This window comes from Cupriavidus numazuensis (assembly GCF_905397435.1).
Taxonomy (GTDB): domain Bacteria; phylum Pseudomonadota; class Gammaproteobacteria; order Burkholderiales; family Burkholderiaceae; genus Cupriavidus; species Cupriavidus numazuensis.
Window position 1 is genome coordinate 1 of record NZ_CAJPVI010000101.1, and the last position, 16742, is coordinate 16742.

The 16742-nt window shown below is 66.3% G+C and carries 14 protein-coding genes; 8 read left to right on the forward strand and 6 right to left on the reverse strand.

Annotated features, from left to right (window positions below; genetic code table 11):
- The first annotated feature begins 211 nt into the window (after nt 1-211).
- On the forward strand, nt 212-2623 hold the full coding sequence (locus KHO41_RS39325; protein WP_244874244.1) for a hypothetical protein: 2412 nt from the start codon (nt 212-214) through the stop codon (nt 2621-2623).
- A 7-nt stretch (nt 2624-2630) separates the two neighbouring features.
- On the opposite strand, the gene KHO41_RS39330 is transcribed toward KHO41_RS39325, so the two are convergent.
- A complete protein-coding gene (locus KHO41_RS39330) occupies nt 2631-3386 on the reverse strand; it encodes an IclR family transcriptional regulator (protein ID WP_211958606.1) in 756 nt (251 codons plus the stop codon).
- 217 nt (nt 3387-3603) lie between these two features.
- Here KHO41_RS39330 and KHO41_RS39335 point away from each other — a divergent pair, with 217 nt between their 5' ends.
- Nucleotides 3604-4617, forward strand: coding sequence for an LLM class flavin-dependent oxidoreductase (locus KHO41_RS39335; RefSeq protein WP_211958607.1), 1014 nt, complete (start codon nt 3604-3606; stop codon nt 4615-4617).
- 23 nt (nt 4618-4640) lie between these two features.
- Here KHO41_RS39335 and KHO41_RS39340 read toward each other — a convergent pair whose 3' ends face one another.
- Nucleotides 4641-6203, reverse strand: coding sequence for a methyl-accepting chemotaxis protein (locus KHO41_RS39340; RefSeq protein WP_211958608.1), 1563 nt, complete (start codon nt 6201-6203; stop codon nt 4641-4643).
- A gap of 352 nt (nt 6204-6555) precedes the next feature.
- Here KHO41_RS39340 and KHO41_RS39345 point away from each other — a divergent pair, with 352 nt between their 5' ends.
- From KHO41_RS39345 to KHO41_RS39370, 6 genes are all read left to right on the forward strand, one after another.
- On the forward strand, nt 6556-8526 hold the full coding sequence (locus tag KHO41_RS39345; protein WP_211958609.1) for a sigma-54-dependent Fis family transcriptional regulator: 1971 nt from the start codon (nt 6556-6558) through the stop codon (nt 8524-8526).
- 217 nt (nt 8527-8743) lie between these two features.
- On the forward strand, nt 8744-9817 hold the full coding sequence (locus KHO41_RS39350; RefSeq protein WP_211958610.1) for an ATP-NAD kinase family protein: 1074 nt from the start codon (nt 8744-8746) through the stop codon (nt 9815-9817).
- Nucleotides 9818-9850: 33 nt separating this feature from the next.
- A complete protein-coding gene (locus KHO41_RS39355; protein ID WP_244874245.1) occupies nt 9851-10855 on the forward strand; it encodes a thiamine pyrophosphate-dependent dehydrogenase E1 component subunit alpha in 1005 nt (334 codons plus the stop codon).
- A gap of 43 nt (nt 10856-10898) precedes the next feature.
- Entirely contained in the window at nt 10899-11915 is a 1017-nt protein-coding gene (locus tag KHO41_RS39360) for an alpha-ketoacid dehydrogenase subunit beta (RefSeq protein ID WP_211958611.1), read from the forward strand.
- The gene (locus KHO41_RS39365) at nt 11915-13027 is read left to right on the forward strand and encodes an acetoin dehydrogenase dihydrolipoyllysine-residue acetyltransferase subunit (RefSeq protein ID WP_211958612.1); all 1113 of its coding nucleotides are present in this window, start codon (nt 11915-11917) and stop codon (nt 13025-13027) included. Before KHO41_RS39360 ends, KHO41_RS39365 begins: the two co-directional genes overlap by 1 nt.
- Nucleotides 13028-13104: 77 nt before the next feature.
- The gene (locus tag KHO41_RS39370; RefSeq protein ID WP_211958613.1) at nt 13105-13851 is read left to right on the forward strand and encodes a lipoyl protein ligase domain-containing protein; all 747 of its coding nucleotides are present in this window, start codon (nt 13105-13107) and stop codon (nt 13849-13851) included.
- A gap of 4 nt (nt 13852-13855) precedes the next feature.
- Here KHO41_RS39370 and KHO41_RS39375 read toward each other — a convergent pair whose 3' ends face one another.
- The 4 genes from KHO41_RS39375 to KHO41_RS39390 all read right to left on the reverse strand — a co-directional run.
- Complete coding sequence (locus KHO41_RS39375) at nt 13856-14626, reverse strand: DUF3047 domain-containing protein (protein WP_211958614.1); 771 nt, start codon at nt 14624-14626, stop codon at nt 13856-13858.
- A gap of 268 nt (nt 14627-14894) precedes the next feature.
- On the reverse strand, nt 14895-15716 hold the full coding sequence (locus tag KHO41_RS39380) for a hypothetical protein (protein WP_211958615.1): 822 nt from the start codon (nt 15714-15716) through the stop codon (nt 14895-14897).
- A 239-nt stretch (nt 15717-15955) separates the two neighbouring features.
- A complete protein-coding gene (locus KHO41_RS39385) occupies nt 15956-16348 on the reverse strand; it encodes an OsmC family protein (protein WP_211958616.1) in 393 nt (130 codons plus the stop codon).
- A gap of 115 nt (nt 16349-16463) precedes the next feature.
- Nucleotides 16464-16742 (reverse strand): hypothetical protein (locus KHO41_RS39390; RefSeq protein WP_211958617.1); only part of this gene is annotated, 279 nt, incomplete at its 5' end.

A 16742-nucleotide genomic window follows, 5' to 3' on the forward strand; every position in this document is an offset into this window, starting at 1 on the left:
GATGGATCGGCAGCATCAGCCCGCGACAATAGTCCTGCAATCCGGCGTTTCGATCCTTATGCTCCAACGCTGCGCACAGGTGCTCGATGTAGCGATCGAACTTTGCCAGATTTTCCATTGCGGTCCGCTCATCAGTATGGATTCCATATTATCTCTGACATGCATATAAACATCGTTGTTTTTATGACACAGTAAGATTACCAGCCTGTTCGTGCCGGGCCGCCTGCGGCGCGGCTCGAACGCCGTGCAGGCCGCGGCCGACGCGTACCACACGCTGCAATGCGAACCGCCGGGGCGCATCCGCACCTCGGTGTCCTATGCCGCCGATCCGGGACGCGGCGCCGTGGCATGGCTGCGCGAGAACGGACGCTATCTGTCGCCGACCGGCGCGGGCGACAACCTCTATGCGGCCGTGATGGTCGTGCGCAACTGGGTGGCCATGCATTACGTGATCGGCAGCGCGCTGCTCGTGCTGCTGGCCGTGCTGGCGCTGGGCCAGTATGTGGCGGTGGGCATGTCGTACGGCCTCGGCCGATACGAGATGGATTTGCTGCATGACGCACGCCAGGCGTTCAACCAGGAAGCGTGCGCGATCTGGTGGAGCGCGCTGTTGTGGTTGCCATTGGGCTCGCTGCTGTTGCTGGCCGCACCGCCGGGACTGGCCTACTGGCTGGTGTACCCGCGTGCCAGCGACCCGCAGGCAGCGGCACGCTTCTTCAGTCCGGGGCCGATCGTGGCCACGCTGATCGCCGTGTTGTTGCTGCTGGCGGCGCGGTGGGTCGTGTGGCTGGGCCCGGGACTGGTACTGGCCTGCCTGCTTGCGGCGGTAGGGGGACTTCTGCTGCTGGCCGTGCTGTGCTGTCTGCTCATGCTGGCTTCCGCGCCGCGTACGGTGTCGGACTACCGCGTGCGCGCCACGCGCTTGCTGCGTGGCGCGATGACGCTGACGCTGTGGCTGCTGGCGCTCGGCCTTGCCGATACCGCGGCGCGCACCACATTCCTCTACGCGTTCATGACGGCCTCGCTCTGGAGCGCCGGCGCACCTGTCGGGACACTGGCCGCGCTGGTCTGGATGGTGCGCTACGGTGCCGGTCTGCGCGACGAGGGCAAGCAGGACAGCGCCGATACGCCATGGCGTGCGTTGCTCGCGCACCTGCCTGTGTCGCTGCTCGCGGGCGTATTGGCCGCGCTGCTGGCGTTGCTCGTGTACGTGCTGTGGTCGTGGCTAGTGCTGTACGTGCGCTGGAACGGCCGCGAGCCAGTCGACTGGCTCGTGTACGGCAATGCCTATACCGGTCCGGTGCTCGCCGTGCTGGTGCTGGTATCGCTGGTGCTTGCGGTGGTGGCGGGGCGCTTCACGGGCTTCCTGAACCTGTCGACGCTGCAGCCGTTCTATGCGGCGCGGCTGACGCGCGCGTACCTGGGCGCTTCCAACGGCGAGCGCTTCGCCACGCATGCAACGGGCCGTCATGCGCGCGATCGCTTCAGCGTGGCCGAGCCCGTGCCAGGGGACCAGCTCAGCCTGAACACCTATTACGATCCGCGCGTGCTGGCGCCGCTGCACCTGATCAACATCACGCTGAACCAGACCGTCGACCCGGCCGAGCAACTCGTGCAGCGCGACCGCAAGGGCAAGCCGCTGTGCCTGGGCCCAGGGCCCAGCATGGTGCAGCCCGGCTCGACGCAGACGCTGCCCGCAGACGCCTATGCACGCTTTCTGGTTGATGGGCGGCCCTGCTGCCCGGACTTGTCACGTCCGGTGACGGCGCGCGTCGCCGAATCGCGCACGGTGGGCGACTGGATCGCAATCTCCGGCGCGACGCTGTCGACCGGGCTAGGGCGGGCAACGACGCTGGGGACTTCACTGCTGATGGGATTGGCCAATCTTCGGCTTGGCACATGGTGGCCGTCCTACCTGCACGACGGCCCGCGTCACGCGGGCGCCGTGCCCGCTACGCAGCGCCAGCCCGAACGCGCCACGCACCCGCTGCTGGCGCGCTTCAGCACGCTGTTCCGTACGCAGTATTGCCTCGGCTGCGAGTTGGCCGCGCGCTTCCACGGCATGCGGCGCGGCTGGCAGTACCTGTCGGACGGCGGGCATTTCGACAACACCGGCGTGTACGAACTGCTGCGCCCGGGCCGCGACGTATCGCTGATCGTGCTGTGCGATGCCGGTGCAGATATCGACTACCGCTTCGGCGACCTTGCCAACCTGATCCGGCTCGCACGGATCGACTACGCGCTGGAGATCGAGGTCGACACCGACGCCGCTACCTCGCATCCGGTGTTGAGCCAGGTGTTCGGTACGCCGGAAGATTTTGGTACGGGCGCCAGTGGCGCGGCATCGGACAAATGCGCGGTGCTGCTCAATGTGTACCGCGCGGGGCCAGGTGCGGACCAGCGCGAACCGGTCTGCCGCATCGTGCTGCTCAAGCCGCGCCTGGCGGCATGGGCGCCGGCCGACGTGCAACAGTACGGCGCCGGCCATCCGGCCTTTCCGCAGGAAGCGACGTCGGACCAGTTCTTCGACGAAGCGCAGTGGGAAAGCTACCGCGCGCTGGGCCACGTTATCGGCCAGCGGGTGTTCGGCGGTGCTGTGGGGCGGGCGTTGCTGGCTGGTTGATACGGTATCAGCGCACGAAGCCGATCACATCCTCGAGCCGGCCACTCGCATCGCGCAGGGCGTCGAGCAGGCGCGGCACCGCGTCCTCGCCAAGCCGCTGCTGGGGGCCGGCAATCGCAATCGAGCCGATCACCATGCTGTGGTCGCGCGACCACAGCGGCAGCGCCAGCCCGGCCACGGTCGCGGCGGCTTCCTCGCGCGTGTGAGCCCAGCCCTGCTCGCGTACCTCGGCGAGCTGCGCTTCGATCGTGTCGCGGTCGAGCGTGGTGTGCGGTCCCATCTTTTCCATGCCCTGTCGATAGACCTCGTCGCGGAACGCGTCGTCCTGGAACGCGAGCATGGCCTTGGCATGCGCGCCCGCATACAGTGGAAAACGCTCGCCGAGTTCGATCGAAAAACGCAACTGGTGCTGGCTTTGCACAAGTCCCACGCATAGCCCCTCATGGCCGTCGAGCCACGACAGGAAGACCGTCTCACCGCTTTGCGCAGCCAGCTTTTCGAGCACCGGCCGCACGATCTCGTCGGGCGAAAAGCTCTTGCGCACAACCTGGCCCAGTTCGAACAGGCGCAGGCCCAGCGAATACTTGCCGGTGGCAGCGTCCTGCACGAGGAAGCCGTTGGCCGCAAAGGTGGCCAGCACGCGGTGCACCACGGCATAGTGCACGCCGCTGTGCTTGGCGAGTTCGCGCACGCCCCAGGTGGGCTGCCGCACGGTGAAGTGGGTCAGCAAGGCCAGCGCGCCGTCCAGTGTCTTGAGTGTCATACCGATTTCCTGCTTCGCATGGGGCAGCATGGTACGGGACAAGCGGCGCTTGGCTCAATCCTTCGGTGGATCGGGCGCCACTGCGATAACCACGCCGCCGGTATGGCCGCGTGGCGGCCGCCAGCACGATTGCCGGGGCCTCACTAAGATAGCGGACGTTTCGATTTTCCCGCGCGGCGGCCGGCAAAGGCCCACCCGCCGCACCAAGGCAGCTTCCATGACGACCCCGATTCCGTATTCCGTTCTCGACCTCGCGCCCATCGCGCAGGGCAGCGATGCCGGCCAGGCCATGCGCAACTCGCTGGACCTTGCGCAGCACGCCGAGCGCCTTGGCTACCGCCGCTTCTGGCTCGCCGAGCACCACAACATGCCCGGCATCGCCAGTGCCGCGACCGCGGTTCTGATCGGCTATGTGGCCAATGGCACCAGCACGATCCGCGTGGGCTCCGGTGGCGTCATGCTGCCCAACCATTCGCCGCTGGTGGTGGCCGAGCAGTTCGGCACGCTGGCTTCGCTGTATCCGGGCCGCATCGACCTGGGGCTGGGCCGCGCACCGGGTACCGACCAGACCACGGCACGCGCGCTGCGCCGCCAACTGTCGCACGACACGGCCGACACGTTCCCGCAGGATGTCGAGGAGCTGCAGGCCTATTTCGATGACGTGCGTCCTGGCCAGCGCCTGCGCGCCGTGCCCGGTGCGGGCCTGAAAGTGCCGCTGTGGCTGCTCGGCTCGAGCCTGTTCAGCGCGCAGCTTTCGGCGGCGATGGGTTTGCCATTTGCGTTCGCCTCGCACTTCGCGCCGGGCTTCATGCGCCAGGCGGTGGACTTGTACCGGCGCACGTTCCGGCCTTCCGCGCAGCTCGAGCGGCCCTATGTGATGCTCGGCCTCAATGTGTTCGCGGCAGAGACCGGCGAAGAAGCGCGGCGCCTGTTCAGCTCGTTGCAGCAGCAGTTCCTGGCGCTGGTGCGCGGTACGCCGGGACAACTGCGTCCGCCCGTTGACGATATCGAGGCGCTGTGGACCGAGAGCGAGGCGGACCATATCCGCCGTTCGCTGGCCTGCTCGGTGGTGGGCGATCCGGAAGCCGTGCGCGCCGGCATGCAGCGCTTCGTCGACGACTTGCATCCGGACGAACTGATGCTGACGGGCCAGATCTACGACCACGCCGCACGCCTGCGCTCGTTCGAAATCGCCGCCGACGCGGCCCGCACGCTCGCGCCGGCAGTCTGACGGGGCGATTGCGCCGCCCGATTTCAGGCGCCCGCGAGCCGGAACGCCGCCACCGCCTGCATCATGCGCTGCCCCTGCTCGGCCAGTGCATGCGCAGCGGCGGCGGACTCTTCCACGAGCGCGGCGTTCTGTTGCGTGACCGAATCCATCTGCGTCACCGCATGGCCGACCTGCTCGATGCCTGTGCTCTGCTCGGCGGACGCGGCGCTGATCTCGCCCATGATGTCCGTCACGCGGCGCACCGCGTCGACGACTTCACCCATGGTCTGGCCCGCGCGGGACACCAGCGCGGTGCCGGCCTCCACCTGTGCCGCGGAGTTGTCGATCAGCGACTTGATCTCTTTGGCGGCGGTGGCCGAGCGCTGGGCCAGCGTGCGCACTTCGCCCGCGACGACCGCGAAGCCGCGGCCCTGTTCGCCCGCACGCGCCGCTTCCACCGCCGCGTTGAGCGCGAGGATATTCGTCTGGAACGCAATGCCTTCGATCACGCCGATGATGTCGACGATCTGACGCGAAGCTTTGCTGATGGCGTCCATGGTCGATACCACCTGGCCCACCACTTCTCCGCCGCGATTCGCGGTTTCCGAGGCGTTGACCGCAAGCGTGCTCGCCTGACGCGCATTGTCCGCGTTCTGGCGCACGATGCCGGTCAGCTCTTCCATGCTCGCTGCGGTCTGTTCGAGTGCGGAAGCCTGTTCCTCGGTGCGCTGCGACAGGTCCGCGTTGCCCGCCGAAATCTGGCTCGTGGCCGAGCCGATCGAATCGGCTGCATCTCGGATGCCGTGCAACGTGGCGGAAAGACGTTGCTGCATCTGGCGCATGGCGGCCAGCACGCTGGTTTCATCACCGTCGCGCGTGTGCACGGGCAGGGTGAAATCGCCGGCGGCAATGCGCGCCACGGCTTCGACAGCATAGGCGGGCTCGCCGCCGAGGCTGCGGTTCACCACGCGCATGATCGCCAGCATCACGGCCGATACGATGGCGCCGATCAGCAGCGTGCCGAGCGCGGCCTGGACCAGGCTGTCGCGGAACGCGTCATTGACGTCCTTGACGTACACGCCGGTGGCCACGTGCCAGTCCCACGCAGGCACGTAGCGCACATAGGTCAGCTTGAGTTCGGGCGTCTCGGTGCCGGGCAGGCGGCCGCGGTAGGTCGTGAAGCCATCGCCGCCGCTGGCGCCTGACTTGCCCGCCTGCACGATGCGCTGGTAGATCGGCGCGCCGTCCGGGTCCTTGAAGTCGCCGACGTCCTTGCCGTTCATTTCAGGGCGGCCGGGGTTGAGCACGATCTGCGGTTTGGAGTTGACCAGCAGCAGATAGCTACTGCTACCAAAGCGGATGGCCTGCACGGCATCCTTTGCCGCCTGCTGTGCGGCTTCGGTCGTCATGCTGCCCTTGGCGGCACGTTCCGCGTAAGCGGAGACGATGGCCTCGGTCGCCTGCACCAGCGCTTTCACGCTGTCGCGGCGCTCGTCCATCATGACACTGCGGGTATGGAAGGCGTTCCAGGTTCCGAGCCCGAGCAGCGCGAGCCAGATCACGGCCAGGGCCGCCCAGAGTTTGGTGTTGAGCGTAATGCGATTCATCGTCTTCGGCGGTAGGGAAAAGGGAGTGGTGCGCACGCCGTCCGAATTCGGACGGTCACGCCGATTCGGGAAGGAGGGCCGGCAGGGCGACGGGTGCCAAGGCCGCCGGCGTGACACTGGCACCCTAACGGCGGGCTCCGCGCTGTCTTGAGAATGTCCTATTGTCCGGTTTAGAAATGCCGTTCGATGCACAAACTTGCCGCAACGATGACACCGGATTGCACCGCTCCGACGGTGTCGGATACAGTAGCCAGCACAGAGGCGCGCGACGACGTGTCCGGTTCGCCAGTTCGCCAAAGTGCCGCCCGCGGCGCATGGCGAAGACCGCAGCGAAGACAACCAGGAGACAGCGATGGACCTGCGGCAACGCGAGCACATCGAGACGGTAGTCCAGGCCACCAGCTACCTGCCCCCGCCTGCCTTGCCCGCGGACCGGCCCACGCATGACGCCGTGATCCAGAATTCATGGCGGCGCTGTGTGCACCAGTACGGGCTGGATCCTTCGCGCATGCAGGAAGCGCGCATCCTGCCGCAGACGCGGCTGCGCGAACACCAGCAACGCATCGACGATTTCGCGCGCATCGCGCGCCATGGGCTGGAGAGCCTGTATGCGCAGGTGGCAGGCCTCGGCTACGTGGTGCTGCTGACCGACGCGCAGGGCGTGACCGTGGACTACATCGGCGACGCGCGCACCGATACCGACCTGCGCCACGCCGGCCTGTACCTGGGTGCTGAATGGAGCGAAAGCGGCGCCGGCACCTGCGCGGTCGGCACGGCGCTGGTCACAGGCGAAGCGCTGACCGTGCACCAGGCCGACCATTTCGACGCCACGCACATTCCGCTCACGTGCACGGCGGCGCCGCTGTTCGACTCGCACGGCAACCTGAGCGCGATCCTCGACATTTCCGCACTGACTTCGCCGCACGCCAAGGAGAGCCAGGGGCTGGCGCTGCAGATGGTGCGCATCTATGCGGCGCATATCGAGAACGCGAACTTCCTGCGCGTGCATCATCGCGACTGGATCCTCAAGCTCAACGTCGCGCCCGAGTTTGTCGACGTCAATCCGGAATACCTGCTCGCGCTCGACGACTGCGGCCGCATCGTCGGGCACAACCACCGCGCGCGGCGCATGCTGGAAGGCGAGCTATCCACTGGCACGGTGCTCGGCCAGTCGTTCGAGACGCTGTTCAACGCGCGCCTGGAAGACCTGAGCCGCTATGTCTATTCGCGTCCGAGCGAGCAGCGGCTTGTCGCGCTGAACCGCAGCGGCGGACTGCTGTACCTGAGCGTGATGCCGCCGGCGCTGCGCTGGCAAGCGGGCGCCCGCGAAGAACGTCCGGCGCCGCTGCCCGAGCCGCTTGCGGCATTGTGCGGTGGCGATGCCGCGCTGCAGCAGCAATTACAGCGAGCGGCGCGCCTGGTCGATTCACCGATCAACCTGCTGATCAATGGCGAGACCGGCAGCGGCAAGGAGTACTTCGCCAAGGCGCTGCATCAGGCCAGCGCCCGGCGCGGCCAGCCGTTCGTGGCAGTGAACTGCGCTGCGATTCCGGAAACGCTGATCGAAAGCGAGCTGTTCGGCCACCTGCCCAACAGCTTCTCGGGGGCCGGACCGCGCGGCAAGCGCGGGTTGATCCAGGAAGCGGACGGCGGCACGCTGTTCCTTGACGAGATCGGCGACATGCCGCGCGAACTGCAGTCACGGCTGTTGCGCGTGCTGGCCGAGGGCGAGGTCTTGCCCATCGGCGCGGCACGCCCGATACCGGTCAGGCTGCGCGTGATTTCCGCCACCCATCACCGGCTGGAAGATCTGGTCGCGCAAGGACGCTTCCGCGAAGACCTGTTCTACCGGCTCAACGGCGCACGGTTCGCGCTGCCACCGCTGCGCGAGCGCACGGACCTTGACTGGCTTGTGCAGAAGATGCTCGACGATGGCGGCCAGCGCGGCATCGCGCTGTCGCCGCAGGCGCGCGAACAGCTTTGCCGCCACCGCTGGCCCGGCAACCTGCGCGAATTGCGCAACGTGCTCGAGTACGCGCGTGCGGTCTGCTCGGATGGCTACATCGATCTGCACGATCTTCCCGATGCGCTTGGCGCCCCGGCGGCAATGCCGGCCGTGCAGGCGTTGCCCGCGCAGCAGGACGATGCGCAGCCGATGCCGCCAGAGGGCATGCTGCTCATGCAGTACCTGCGCGCGTCGGGCTGGAACCTGAGCGCGGTGGCGCGCCAGATCGGCATCAGCCGCATGACGCTGTACCGCCGCATGGAGCGCTACGGCATCCAGTCTCCCAACCGCCGCGACGGTGACGGAGCGCCACAGTAGCGCTGACGCCGATACGGTTGTCCAGCGCTGTACACCTGCGCTGTGACAACTGTCACACCGTGAGTACCGTCAGGCCCCTTTCGGTGGCCCTCTGACCCCCGCTTCCTGCGGGTAATCCCGCAATTTTTCGCGTTCGCGGCGGCCTTTCCGCATGTCGCGTGCGTTGGCACAGCCATTGCGATGTGCCTGTCACCACAAAGACAACAGGAGACAGGCCATGGAGCAGGCACGGTTCGCCGGCGCGCCGCTGGTCGGCATCATCGCCAACCCGGTTTCGGCGCGCGACATCCGCCGCGTAATCGCAAACGCCAACAGCCTGCAGTTGGCCGACCGCGTCAATATCGTGCTGCGCCTGCTGGCCGCGCTGTCGGCCTGCGGCATCGATCGCGTGATGATGATGCCGGACCGCGAAGGGCTGCGCGTCATGCTCGCTCGCCACCTGAGCCGGCACCAGGGGCCGGACGCCGGCTTGCCGGCGGTGGAGTACATCGACATGCCGGTCACCGCGCGCGTCGATGACACGCTGAACGCGGCGCGCCATATGGCCGATGCCGGCGTGGAAGTGATCATCGTGCTCGGCGGCGACGGCACGCATCGCGCCGTGGTGCGCGAATGCGGCGGTGTGCCGATCGCCGGGCTGTCCACAGGCACTAACAATGCGTTCCCGGAAATGCGCGAGGCCACCATCACCGGGCTGGCGACGGGACTGTATGCGACGGGCAAGGTACCGGCATCGCAGGCGCTTGCATCGAACAAGCGGCTCGATATCGTCATTCGCGATGCTGACGGCGGTTTCCGGCGCGACATCGCGCTTGTCGACGCAGTCATCGCGCACGAGCATTTCATCGGCGCGCGGGCGCTGTGGAAGTCCGACACGCTTGCTGCCGTGTACGTGGCATTCGCCGACCCGCAGGCGATCGGACTGTCTGCTATCGCCGGGCTGCTGGAGCCACTCGGACGGCGCGAAGCGGGCGGCCTTGCGATCGAGCTGGCCGCGCCGGGCCAGGGCGAATTCGAACTGCGTGCGCCGATCGCGCCCGGCCTGCTAAGCCAGGTTTCCATCGCTGGCTGGCAGCGTCTTGAGCATGCCCGCCCGCACCGCGTGCGACAGCGCGCGGGCATCGTCGCGCTCGATGGCGAGCGCGAACTGGCCTTCGGCCCGCACGACGAAGTCACCATCACCCTGCACGAACACGCTTTCCGCAGCATCGACGTGGCGGCGTGCATGCGCTATGCCGCCCGCGAGCGGCTGATGCGCAGCGTACCCGCCACCCATCCCACCAACCACTGAGCAAGCCGTACCACCCCAACCAAGGAGACAACCATGAGCGCCAGTGCCATGCAAGCCGGCCCCAGCGGGCTGCCACTCGACAAGGAGACGCTGCTGACGGTGTATCGCAAGATGCGCACCATCCGCGAGTTCGAAGAACGCCTGCACGTGGACTTCGGCCGCGGCGATATTCCCGGCTTCGTGCATCTGTATGCAGGCGAGGAGGCCGCCGGCGTCGGCATTCTGCACCACCTGAACGATGGCGACCGCATTGCCAGCACACACCGCGGCCACGGCCACTGCATTGCCAAGGGCGTCGATCCGGTGGCAATGATGAAGGAGATCTATGGCAAGAAGGGCGGCTCGTGCAACGGCAAGGGCGGGTCGATGCATATCGCCGACTTGTCCAAGGGCATGATGGGCGCCAACGGCATCCTCGGCGCCGGCGCACCGCTGATCTGCGGCGCCGCGCTGGCTGCGAAGTTCCGCGGCAAGGGCGAGGTCGGCATTACCTTCTCCGGCGATGGCGCATCGAACCAGGGCACGTTCCTCGAAAGCCTGAACCTCGCCGCCGTGTGGAACCTGCCGGTGATCTTCGTGATCGAGAACAACGGCTATGCGGAATCGACGTCGCGCGACTACGGCACAGCGGTGGACAGCTATGTGGATCGCGCGGCGGGCTTCGGCATTCCCGGCGTGACGGTGGACGGTACCGATTTCTTCGCGGTGCATGAGGCAGCCGGCGAAGTCATCCGCCGCGCGCGTGAAGGCGGTGGGCCGTCGCTGCTCGAATGCAAGATGGTCCGCTTCTACGGCCACTTCGAAGGCGACGCGCAGACCTATCGCGCTGCGGGCGAGCTCGACGACATCCGCGCCAATAAGGACTGCCTGAAGCTGTTCTCGCGCACGGTGACGCAAGCGGGCGTGGTCTCGCGCGAGGAACTCGAGTCCATCGACCGCGAAGTTGCCACGCTGATCGAACACGCCGTGCAGGAGGCCAAGGCCGCGCCATTGCCTGGTCCGGAGGACCTGCTGACCGATGTCTACGTGAGCTACTGAATCGCCACCCCGACACTGCTATCCACAATTCAGGAGACAGACCATGGCTCGCAAACTGAGCATCAAGCTGGCGATCAACGAAGCGATCGACCAGGAAATGACGCGGGACCCCAGCGTGATCATGCTGGGTGAGGACATCGTCGGCGGCGCCGGCGCGAACGGCGAGAAGGACGCGTGGGGCGGCGTGCTTGGCGTGACCAAGGGGTTGTATGCGAAGCATGGCGACCGCTTGCTCGACACGCCGCTGTCCGAGTCGGCCTACGTGGGCGCGGCCATCGGCGCGGCGGCCTGCGGCATGCGGCCGATCGCCGAACTCATGTTCATCGACTTCATGGGCGTGTGCTTCGACCAGATCTTCAACCAGGCCGCCAAGTTTCGCTACATGTTCGGCGGCAAGGCCGAAACACCGGTGGTGATCCGCGCGATGGTGGGCGCGGGCTTCCGCGCGGCCGCGCAGCACAGCCAGATGCTGACGCCGCTGTTCACGCATATCCCCGGACTCAAGGTGGTGTGCCCGTCGACGCCGTACGACACCAAGGGTCTGCTGATCCAGGCGATCCGCGACAACGATCCGGTGATCTTCTGCGAGCACAAGAACCTGTACGGGTTCGAAGGCGACGTGCCGGAGGGCGCCTACACCATTCCGTTCGGCGAGGCCAATATCGCACGCGACGGCAAGGACGTGACCATCGTCGCATACGGGCTGATGGTGCATCGCGCGCTGGACGCGGCAGCGACGCTGGCGAAGGAAGGCATCGAGGCGGAGGTGATCGACCTGCGCACGCTGTCGCCGCTTGACATGGACACGGTGCTCGAGTCGGTCGAGAACACGGGGCGACTTGTCGTCGTGGACGAAGCGAGCCCGCGCTGCAATATCGCGACCGATATCTCGGCGCAGGTCGCGCAGCAGGCATTCGGTGCGCTGAAGGCCGGCATCGAGATGGTGTGCCCGCCGCATACGCCGGTGCCGTTCTCGCCGACGCTCGAAGACCTGTATATCCCCAGCGCCGCGCATGTCGTGGAAGCCGTGCGCAAGACCATGAAGGGAGGCAAACACTGATGGCCGCAGCAATTATCCCGATCGTGATGCCCAAGTGGGGCCTGTCGATGAAGGAAGGCACTGTCAACGAGTGGCTCGTCGACGATGGCGCCGAGATCTCGGTGGGCATGCCGATCCTTGATGTGGAAACCGACAAGATCGCCAACGCCGTCGAAGCGCCCGATGCCGGTACCTTGCGCCGCAAGGTGGCCGGTGTGGGGGACGTGCTGCCGGTCAAGGCCCTGCTCGGCGTGCTGGCGCCTGCGGAGGTGAGCGATGCGGAAATCGATGCCTATATTGCGGCTTACGAAACGCCGGCGGACGACGGCGACGAAGAGGAAGCCGGACCCGCGTACCAATACGCCGACGTCGACGGCATCCGCGTCCGCTACGCCCGAAGGGGGAACGCGGGGCCGGCGGTGCTCTTCATCCACGGCTTTGGCGGCGACCTGGACAACTGGCTGTTCAACCTCGACGCCCTTGCCGATGCGTACACGGTGGTCGCGCTGGACCTGCCCGCTCACGGACAGACGTCGCCGCGGCTCGCGGGCACGACGCTGGCGGAGATGGCCGGCTTTGTAGCGCGCTTCCTGGATGCGACGGGCATCGATGCGGCGCATGTGGTCGGGCATTCGATGGGCGGCGGCATTGCCGCGCAGCTTGCCGTCGATGCGCCGCAGCGCGTGCTGTCGGTGGCGCTGGTCTCGCCGGTTGGCATGGGCGAGGAGATCAACAGCGGCTATACCGAAGGCTTCGTCAATGCGCAGTCGCGGCGCGAGCTCAAGCCCGTGATCGAGTTGCTGTTCGCCAACCCGGACCTGGTCAGCCGGCAGATGCTCGATGACCTGCTGCGCTACAAACGGCTCGATGGCGTGCAGGAATCGCTGTCGGCGCTCGGCGACAACCTGTTCGCGCAGGGCAGGCAACGCGAGCAGCCGGCGCAGCGGCTGGCGGATACCGGCAAGCGCACGCTCGTGGTGTGGGGCGCGAAGGACCAGATCATCCCCAGTGCCCACGCGCAGAACGCGCCGGCCGGCGCCACGGTGAAGGTGTTCGACGACACCGGACACATGAGCCAGATGGAAAAGGCTGGCGACTTCAACGCGCTGCTGCGCACACACCTGGCCGGTTGATGCCGGATCGCGGACGGCGGCCACGCCGTCCGCGCCGGCCTGCTATCGTGTGGCAGGTCACCGCCGGGACGAATTCCATGCCATTCGTATTTGTCGAACCCCACGCTGCGCACGAAGATCCGCTGCAGGCCGAACTTGCGTTGCTGGACGCTGCCGCACAGGGTAGTGAAGTCGCCCACTTGTGGGAGGCCCCGGTGTCGCTGGTGGTGCCGCGCAGCTACCTGCGCTATCCGAAGTTCGAGGCGGCGCGGGACAGCTTTGCGCGGCGTGGCTGTCCTGTCTGGCTGCGCATGTCAGGGGGAGGAATGGTGCCGCAGGGGCCCGGCATATTGAACCTGAGTCTCGCCTATCGTGTGGATGGGCCACCGGGCGCGTTGAGCGAGGCGGTGTACCTGCACCTGTGCGAGGTCGTCGGCGGGGCATTGCGCATGCTTGATGTCGACAGCCACTGGCAGGCGGTGGAGGGCTCGTTCTGCGACGGACGCTTCAACCTGGCCTGGGGGCCGCCGGAGCAGGCGCGGAAGATTGCAGGCACTGCCCAGTACTGGCGCCGCGCGCCGGCCGCGGTGCAGGCGCCGGATGGCCAGCGCCATGTGGTACTCGCTCATGCGGTGCTGCTCGTCAGTGCGGATCCGGTTTCGATTACGCAGCGCGCCAATGATTTCGAGGCCGAGGCCGATACGGGCCGGCACTACGATGCCGACAAGGTGGTCAGCGTGCAGCAGGCCATGAACGCAGCCGATGACGATCAAGCAGGTTTGGCGCAGCGGGTGCTCGAAGCGTTGCGGGCAAGCGTGGCCGCCTCGGCGCCGCCACGCGCATAGTCCGCTATCGCGCGGGCTGGAACCGCATGTCGCCGTACCACGCACGTGCGGTGGCGCCTGTGTTGTCGGTATCGGTGAGCAGGCCGTAGGCCGTGATCTTGCTGGGCGGTTCGTGGAACACCTGCTCGTAGTCCTGAGCGATATTGCGGCGCAGGGTCTGCCACTGGCCGGCATCGCCGGGCTTGCCGGCGACCACGATCATCTGCACGCGGCCGGTATGCGGGTTGGCGATGACGCTGCCTGGCGCGGCCGTCGTCGACCAGATATACATCAGCGTGGCATAGGGCAGGTCTTCGCCGCCGAGCTTTTTGGCCAGCTGGATGCTCGCGCGATCGCCGAAAGACAGCTTGTCGTTGTCGCCTTCAAAGAAGAACACCAGCCGGGCCGGGGCATCCTCTTTGGCGCCCTCGCTGTTGTTGGCACCTTCGACCGGCGCTTGCGCCTTCCAGCGCCACGCCACGACCGGCGTGCGGTTCAGGTCGATATTGCCCTCGTGCATCAGCGCGGAAGCGGACCCGCTCGCATCGGCTTGCAGGACGGTGGTCGTTCCGTCCGCCACCAGTGTGTAGCGGGTCATCGCCTTGCCATGCACGACAGGGAGGTTCTTCCAGTCGGCCGGCAACTGGGCGCCGGGACGCAATGCGGAAAATGCGATGCCGGGTTGATCGCCCTGCGCGGACTGCGCCGGGGCTGCAAGCAGAACGGCCGCGCACAGCAAGCCGCGCCACAGCGCTTGCGCCTGCCTGTGTGCGTGCCGGGGTGACAGGGGTGGCATGACGCAAACGCTCCGGTGACTGGGCATGGGAGCATTGTAGTGAGGCGGGACATTTTCCGTCTGGCACTGAGAGGTGGCTCAGGAGGTCCTGGGCAGGGTCGGCGCGCAATGGGTCGCTGCGGCACGGCGCCCAAAAAAATCGCGGCCCGCACAGGGGCCGCTAATCGGGAATGCGAGGAGGTCAGTTTCCTCAAGAGGCGTTATCGGCGCAAAGGTGCGCATCGAGACCCCTCTTTGGGAGGGGGGCTGCTGCCTCGCATCGTCCCGATCATGCGATCAGGTAGTTAGGCCCCACCGGGGGCATATGGACTGCGCGCACTTTCTGCACGTTCGCCATCAGTTCCGTATGTGCGGCGTCCAGCCAGTCGACGCGGTGCCGGACCGGATCGTTTGGCGACAGGTCACGTGCCGGGATCTCGCGCAGGAAGTAACGCACCATGTTTCCGGCGCGGGCGGGTACCGGCATCATCCCGAGAAGCTGGTGTTTGGCCAGGAGTCGCCGGCTCGCCGCATGGCGCAGTCCGGACCATGCGGTACGGCCGAGCGCAATATAGAACGCGTCGGGCCGCATCTGGCGGATCGCGCCGAGGAAGTGCGCTTCGAATGCGGCGCGCAGCATCGGCGCCGCGAGCAGGTCTTCCAGCGTGCCGTCGAAGGCAAGGCCCCGGCGCGTGGTGGCACACGGCAGCAAGGCCAATGGCTGGAATTGCTCGAAGCCCTCGTTCCACAGCGCGGCGGCGTGCGGCAGTCCGACAAGCTCCGGTGCGCGGAAATGATCGAGCATGCGGATCAGGTTGGGCCGTATCAGCTGCCCGCCAAGTTCCACGCGGCGCTTGTTCTCGCGCTGGATCACGCGGCCCGGCGTACGCGCCTGCAGCAGTTCCTCTGTCACCGCGGCAGCAAGGCGCACATGGGCGTGGCCTGGCGTCGTGCTGACCAGTACCAGGCGTGCGCCCGGGTTGAGGTGCTCGTGCGGCACATAGGTCATTGTGTAAGTGCCGTCCTGATCGACCAGAATGGGCTTGGCGATCAGCCCCGCGGATCCTGTGCGCCGGATCTGCGCGCAATACTCTTCGATGTAGTTCGTCAAGATGTCCCCGCTCCACTGCGATAAAGGTGCTGCCTTCTTCTTTTTTCTTCATGGTAAGCCGTGGGCCATACACCGACAAAACGTAAAGTGGTGTATTAGGCTCTTGATGCCATGGGCTTGGTGGGGCAGCGAACGAATGCGGCGCATACTGCTGTCAGGCGCCAGTTGCCACGCCGGACGGGCTGACGCGCTTCCTACCGTACCGTCTGGTGTGGGTCAGGACGATGACGCGGCCGAATTCAGCCGGAGATCGTGGTATCGATGGCAATCTCGGCCGACAACGATTTGTGCACGGGGCACTTGTTGGCCACGCGCAGCAGATCCTCGAGGACCTTGGGTTCCAGATTGCCAGTGACGCGGACTTCGCGCTTCATCGCGTAATGGCCGGAGGTTTCCTCGTGGCTGACGGACGCATGGATCCCATCCACGGCGTAGCCCTTGCGCTTGGCATAAAGCTGGAGGGTGAGCACCGTGCAAGCCGCAAGCGCCGAATCGAGCAGGTCATGCGGGCTGGGGTACTGCGGGTCACCGCCCGCTGAAGCATCCAAGTCCGCTTGCCAGCGCGCCTCATCATTGGTGAGGTTGCAAAGGGTATTGCCCTGGCTCGGCTGCCATGTCGCCTGGATAGTCATCGAACGTCCTCGTGCGGAAGAGGGCCGGAGCGCGGCCCGGGAATAACGATTCTATACAGATGTACGAACCATGAATTTTTGGGTGATTGATCGCGCGCTTTCCAAGGTTGGCGAATTATTTCGCCAAAGCGCTTGCCAAGGGCAGTTTGCTGCCGTAATATTCGCCCCCTCGCAACACAACGCGGCGCTGCAAAGCAGGGCTGGCAAGGGTTGCGGGGCGATTGGGTGGTGCGAAGCGAGGTGTTTGGCGCGACGAACCGAGGCAAAAAAAGATGCTGACCCAGTTGACGAAACGAAGAAAGTTCTGCATAATCTCGTTTCTCTGCTGCTGACGCAGCGACGCAAACGGCAAAGCCGGTAGCGTGGTCCGCAAGGACGGGTTCTTTAACAACCA

Coding starts and splice junctions, on each gene's coding strand:
- KHO41_RS39335 (WP_211958607.1), top strand. CDS start 3,604: ATGACGACCCCGATTCCGTATTCCGTTCTCGACCTCGCGCCCATCGCG.
- KHO41_RS39375 (WP_211958614.1), bottom strand. CDS start 14,626: ATGCCACCCCTGTCACCCCGGCACGCACACAGGCAGGCGCAAGCGCTG.
- KHO41_RS39365 (WP_211958612.1), top strand. CDS start 11,915: ATGGCCGCAGCAATTATCCCGATCGTGATGCCCAAGTGGGGCCTGTCG.
- KHO41_RS39340 (WP_211958608.1), bottom strand. CDS start 6,203: ATGAATCGCATTACGCTCAACACCAAACTCTGGGCGGCCCTGGCCGTG.
- KHO41_RS39350 (WP_211958610.1), top strand. CDS start 8,744: ATGGAGCAGGCACGGTTCGCCGGCGCGCCGCTGGTCGGCATCATCGCC.
- KHO41_RS39355 (WP_244874245.1), top strand. CDS start 9,851: ATGAGCGCCAGTGCCATGCAAGCCGGCCCCAGCGGGCTGCCACTCGAC.
- KHO41_RS39370 (WP_211958613.1), top strand. CDS start 13,105: ATGCCATTCGTATTTGTCGAACCCCACGCTGCGCACGAAGATCCGCTG.
- KHO41_RS39360 (WP_211958611.1), top strand. CDS start 10,899: ATGGCTCGCAAACTGAGCATCAAGCTGGCGATCAACGAAGCGATCGAC.
- KHO41_RS39385 (WP_211958616.1), bottom strand. CDS start 16,348: ATGACTATCCAGGCGACATGGCAGCCGAGCCAGGGCAATACCCTTTGC.
- KHO41_RS39330 (WP_211958606.1), bottom strand. CDS start 3,386: ATGACACTCAAGACACTGGACGGCGCGCTGGCCTTGCTGACCCACTTC.
- KHO41_RS39345 (WP_211958609.1), top strand. CDS start 6,556: ATGGACCTGCGGCAACGCGAGCACATCGAGACGGTAGTCCAGGCCACC.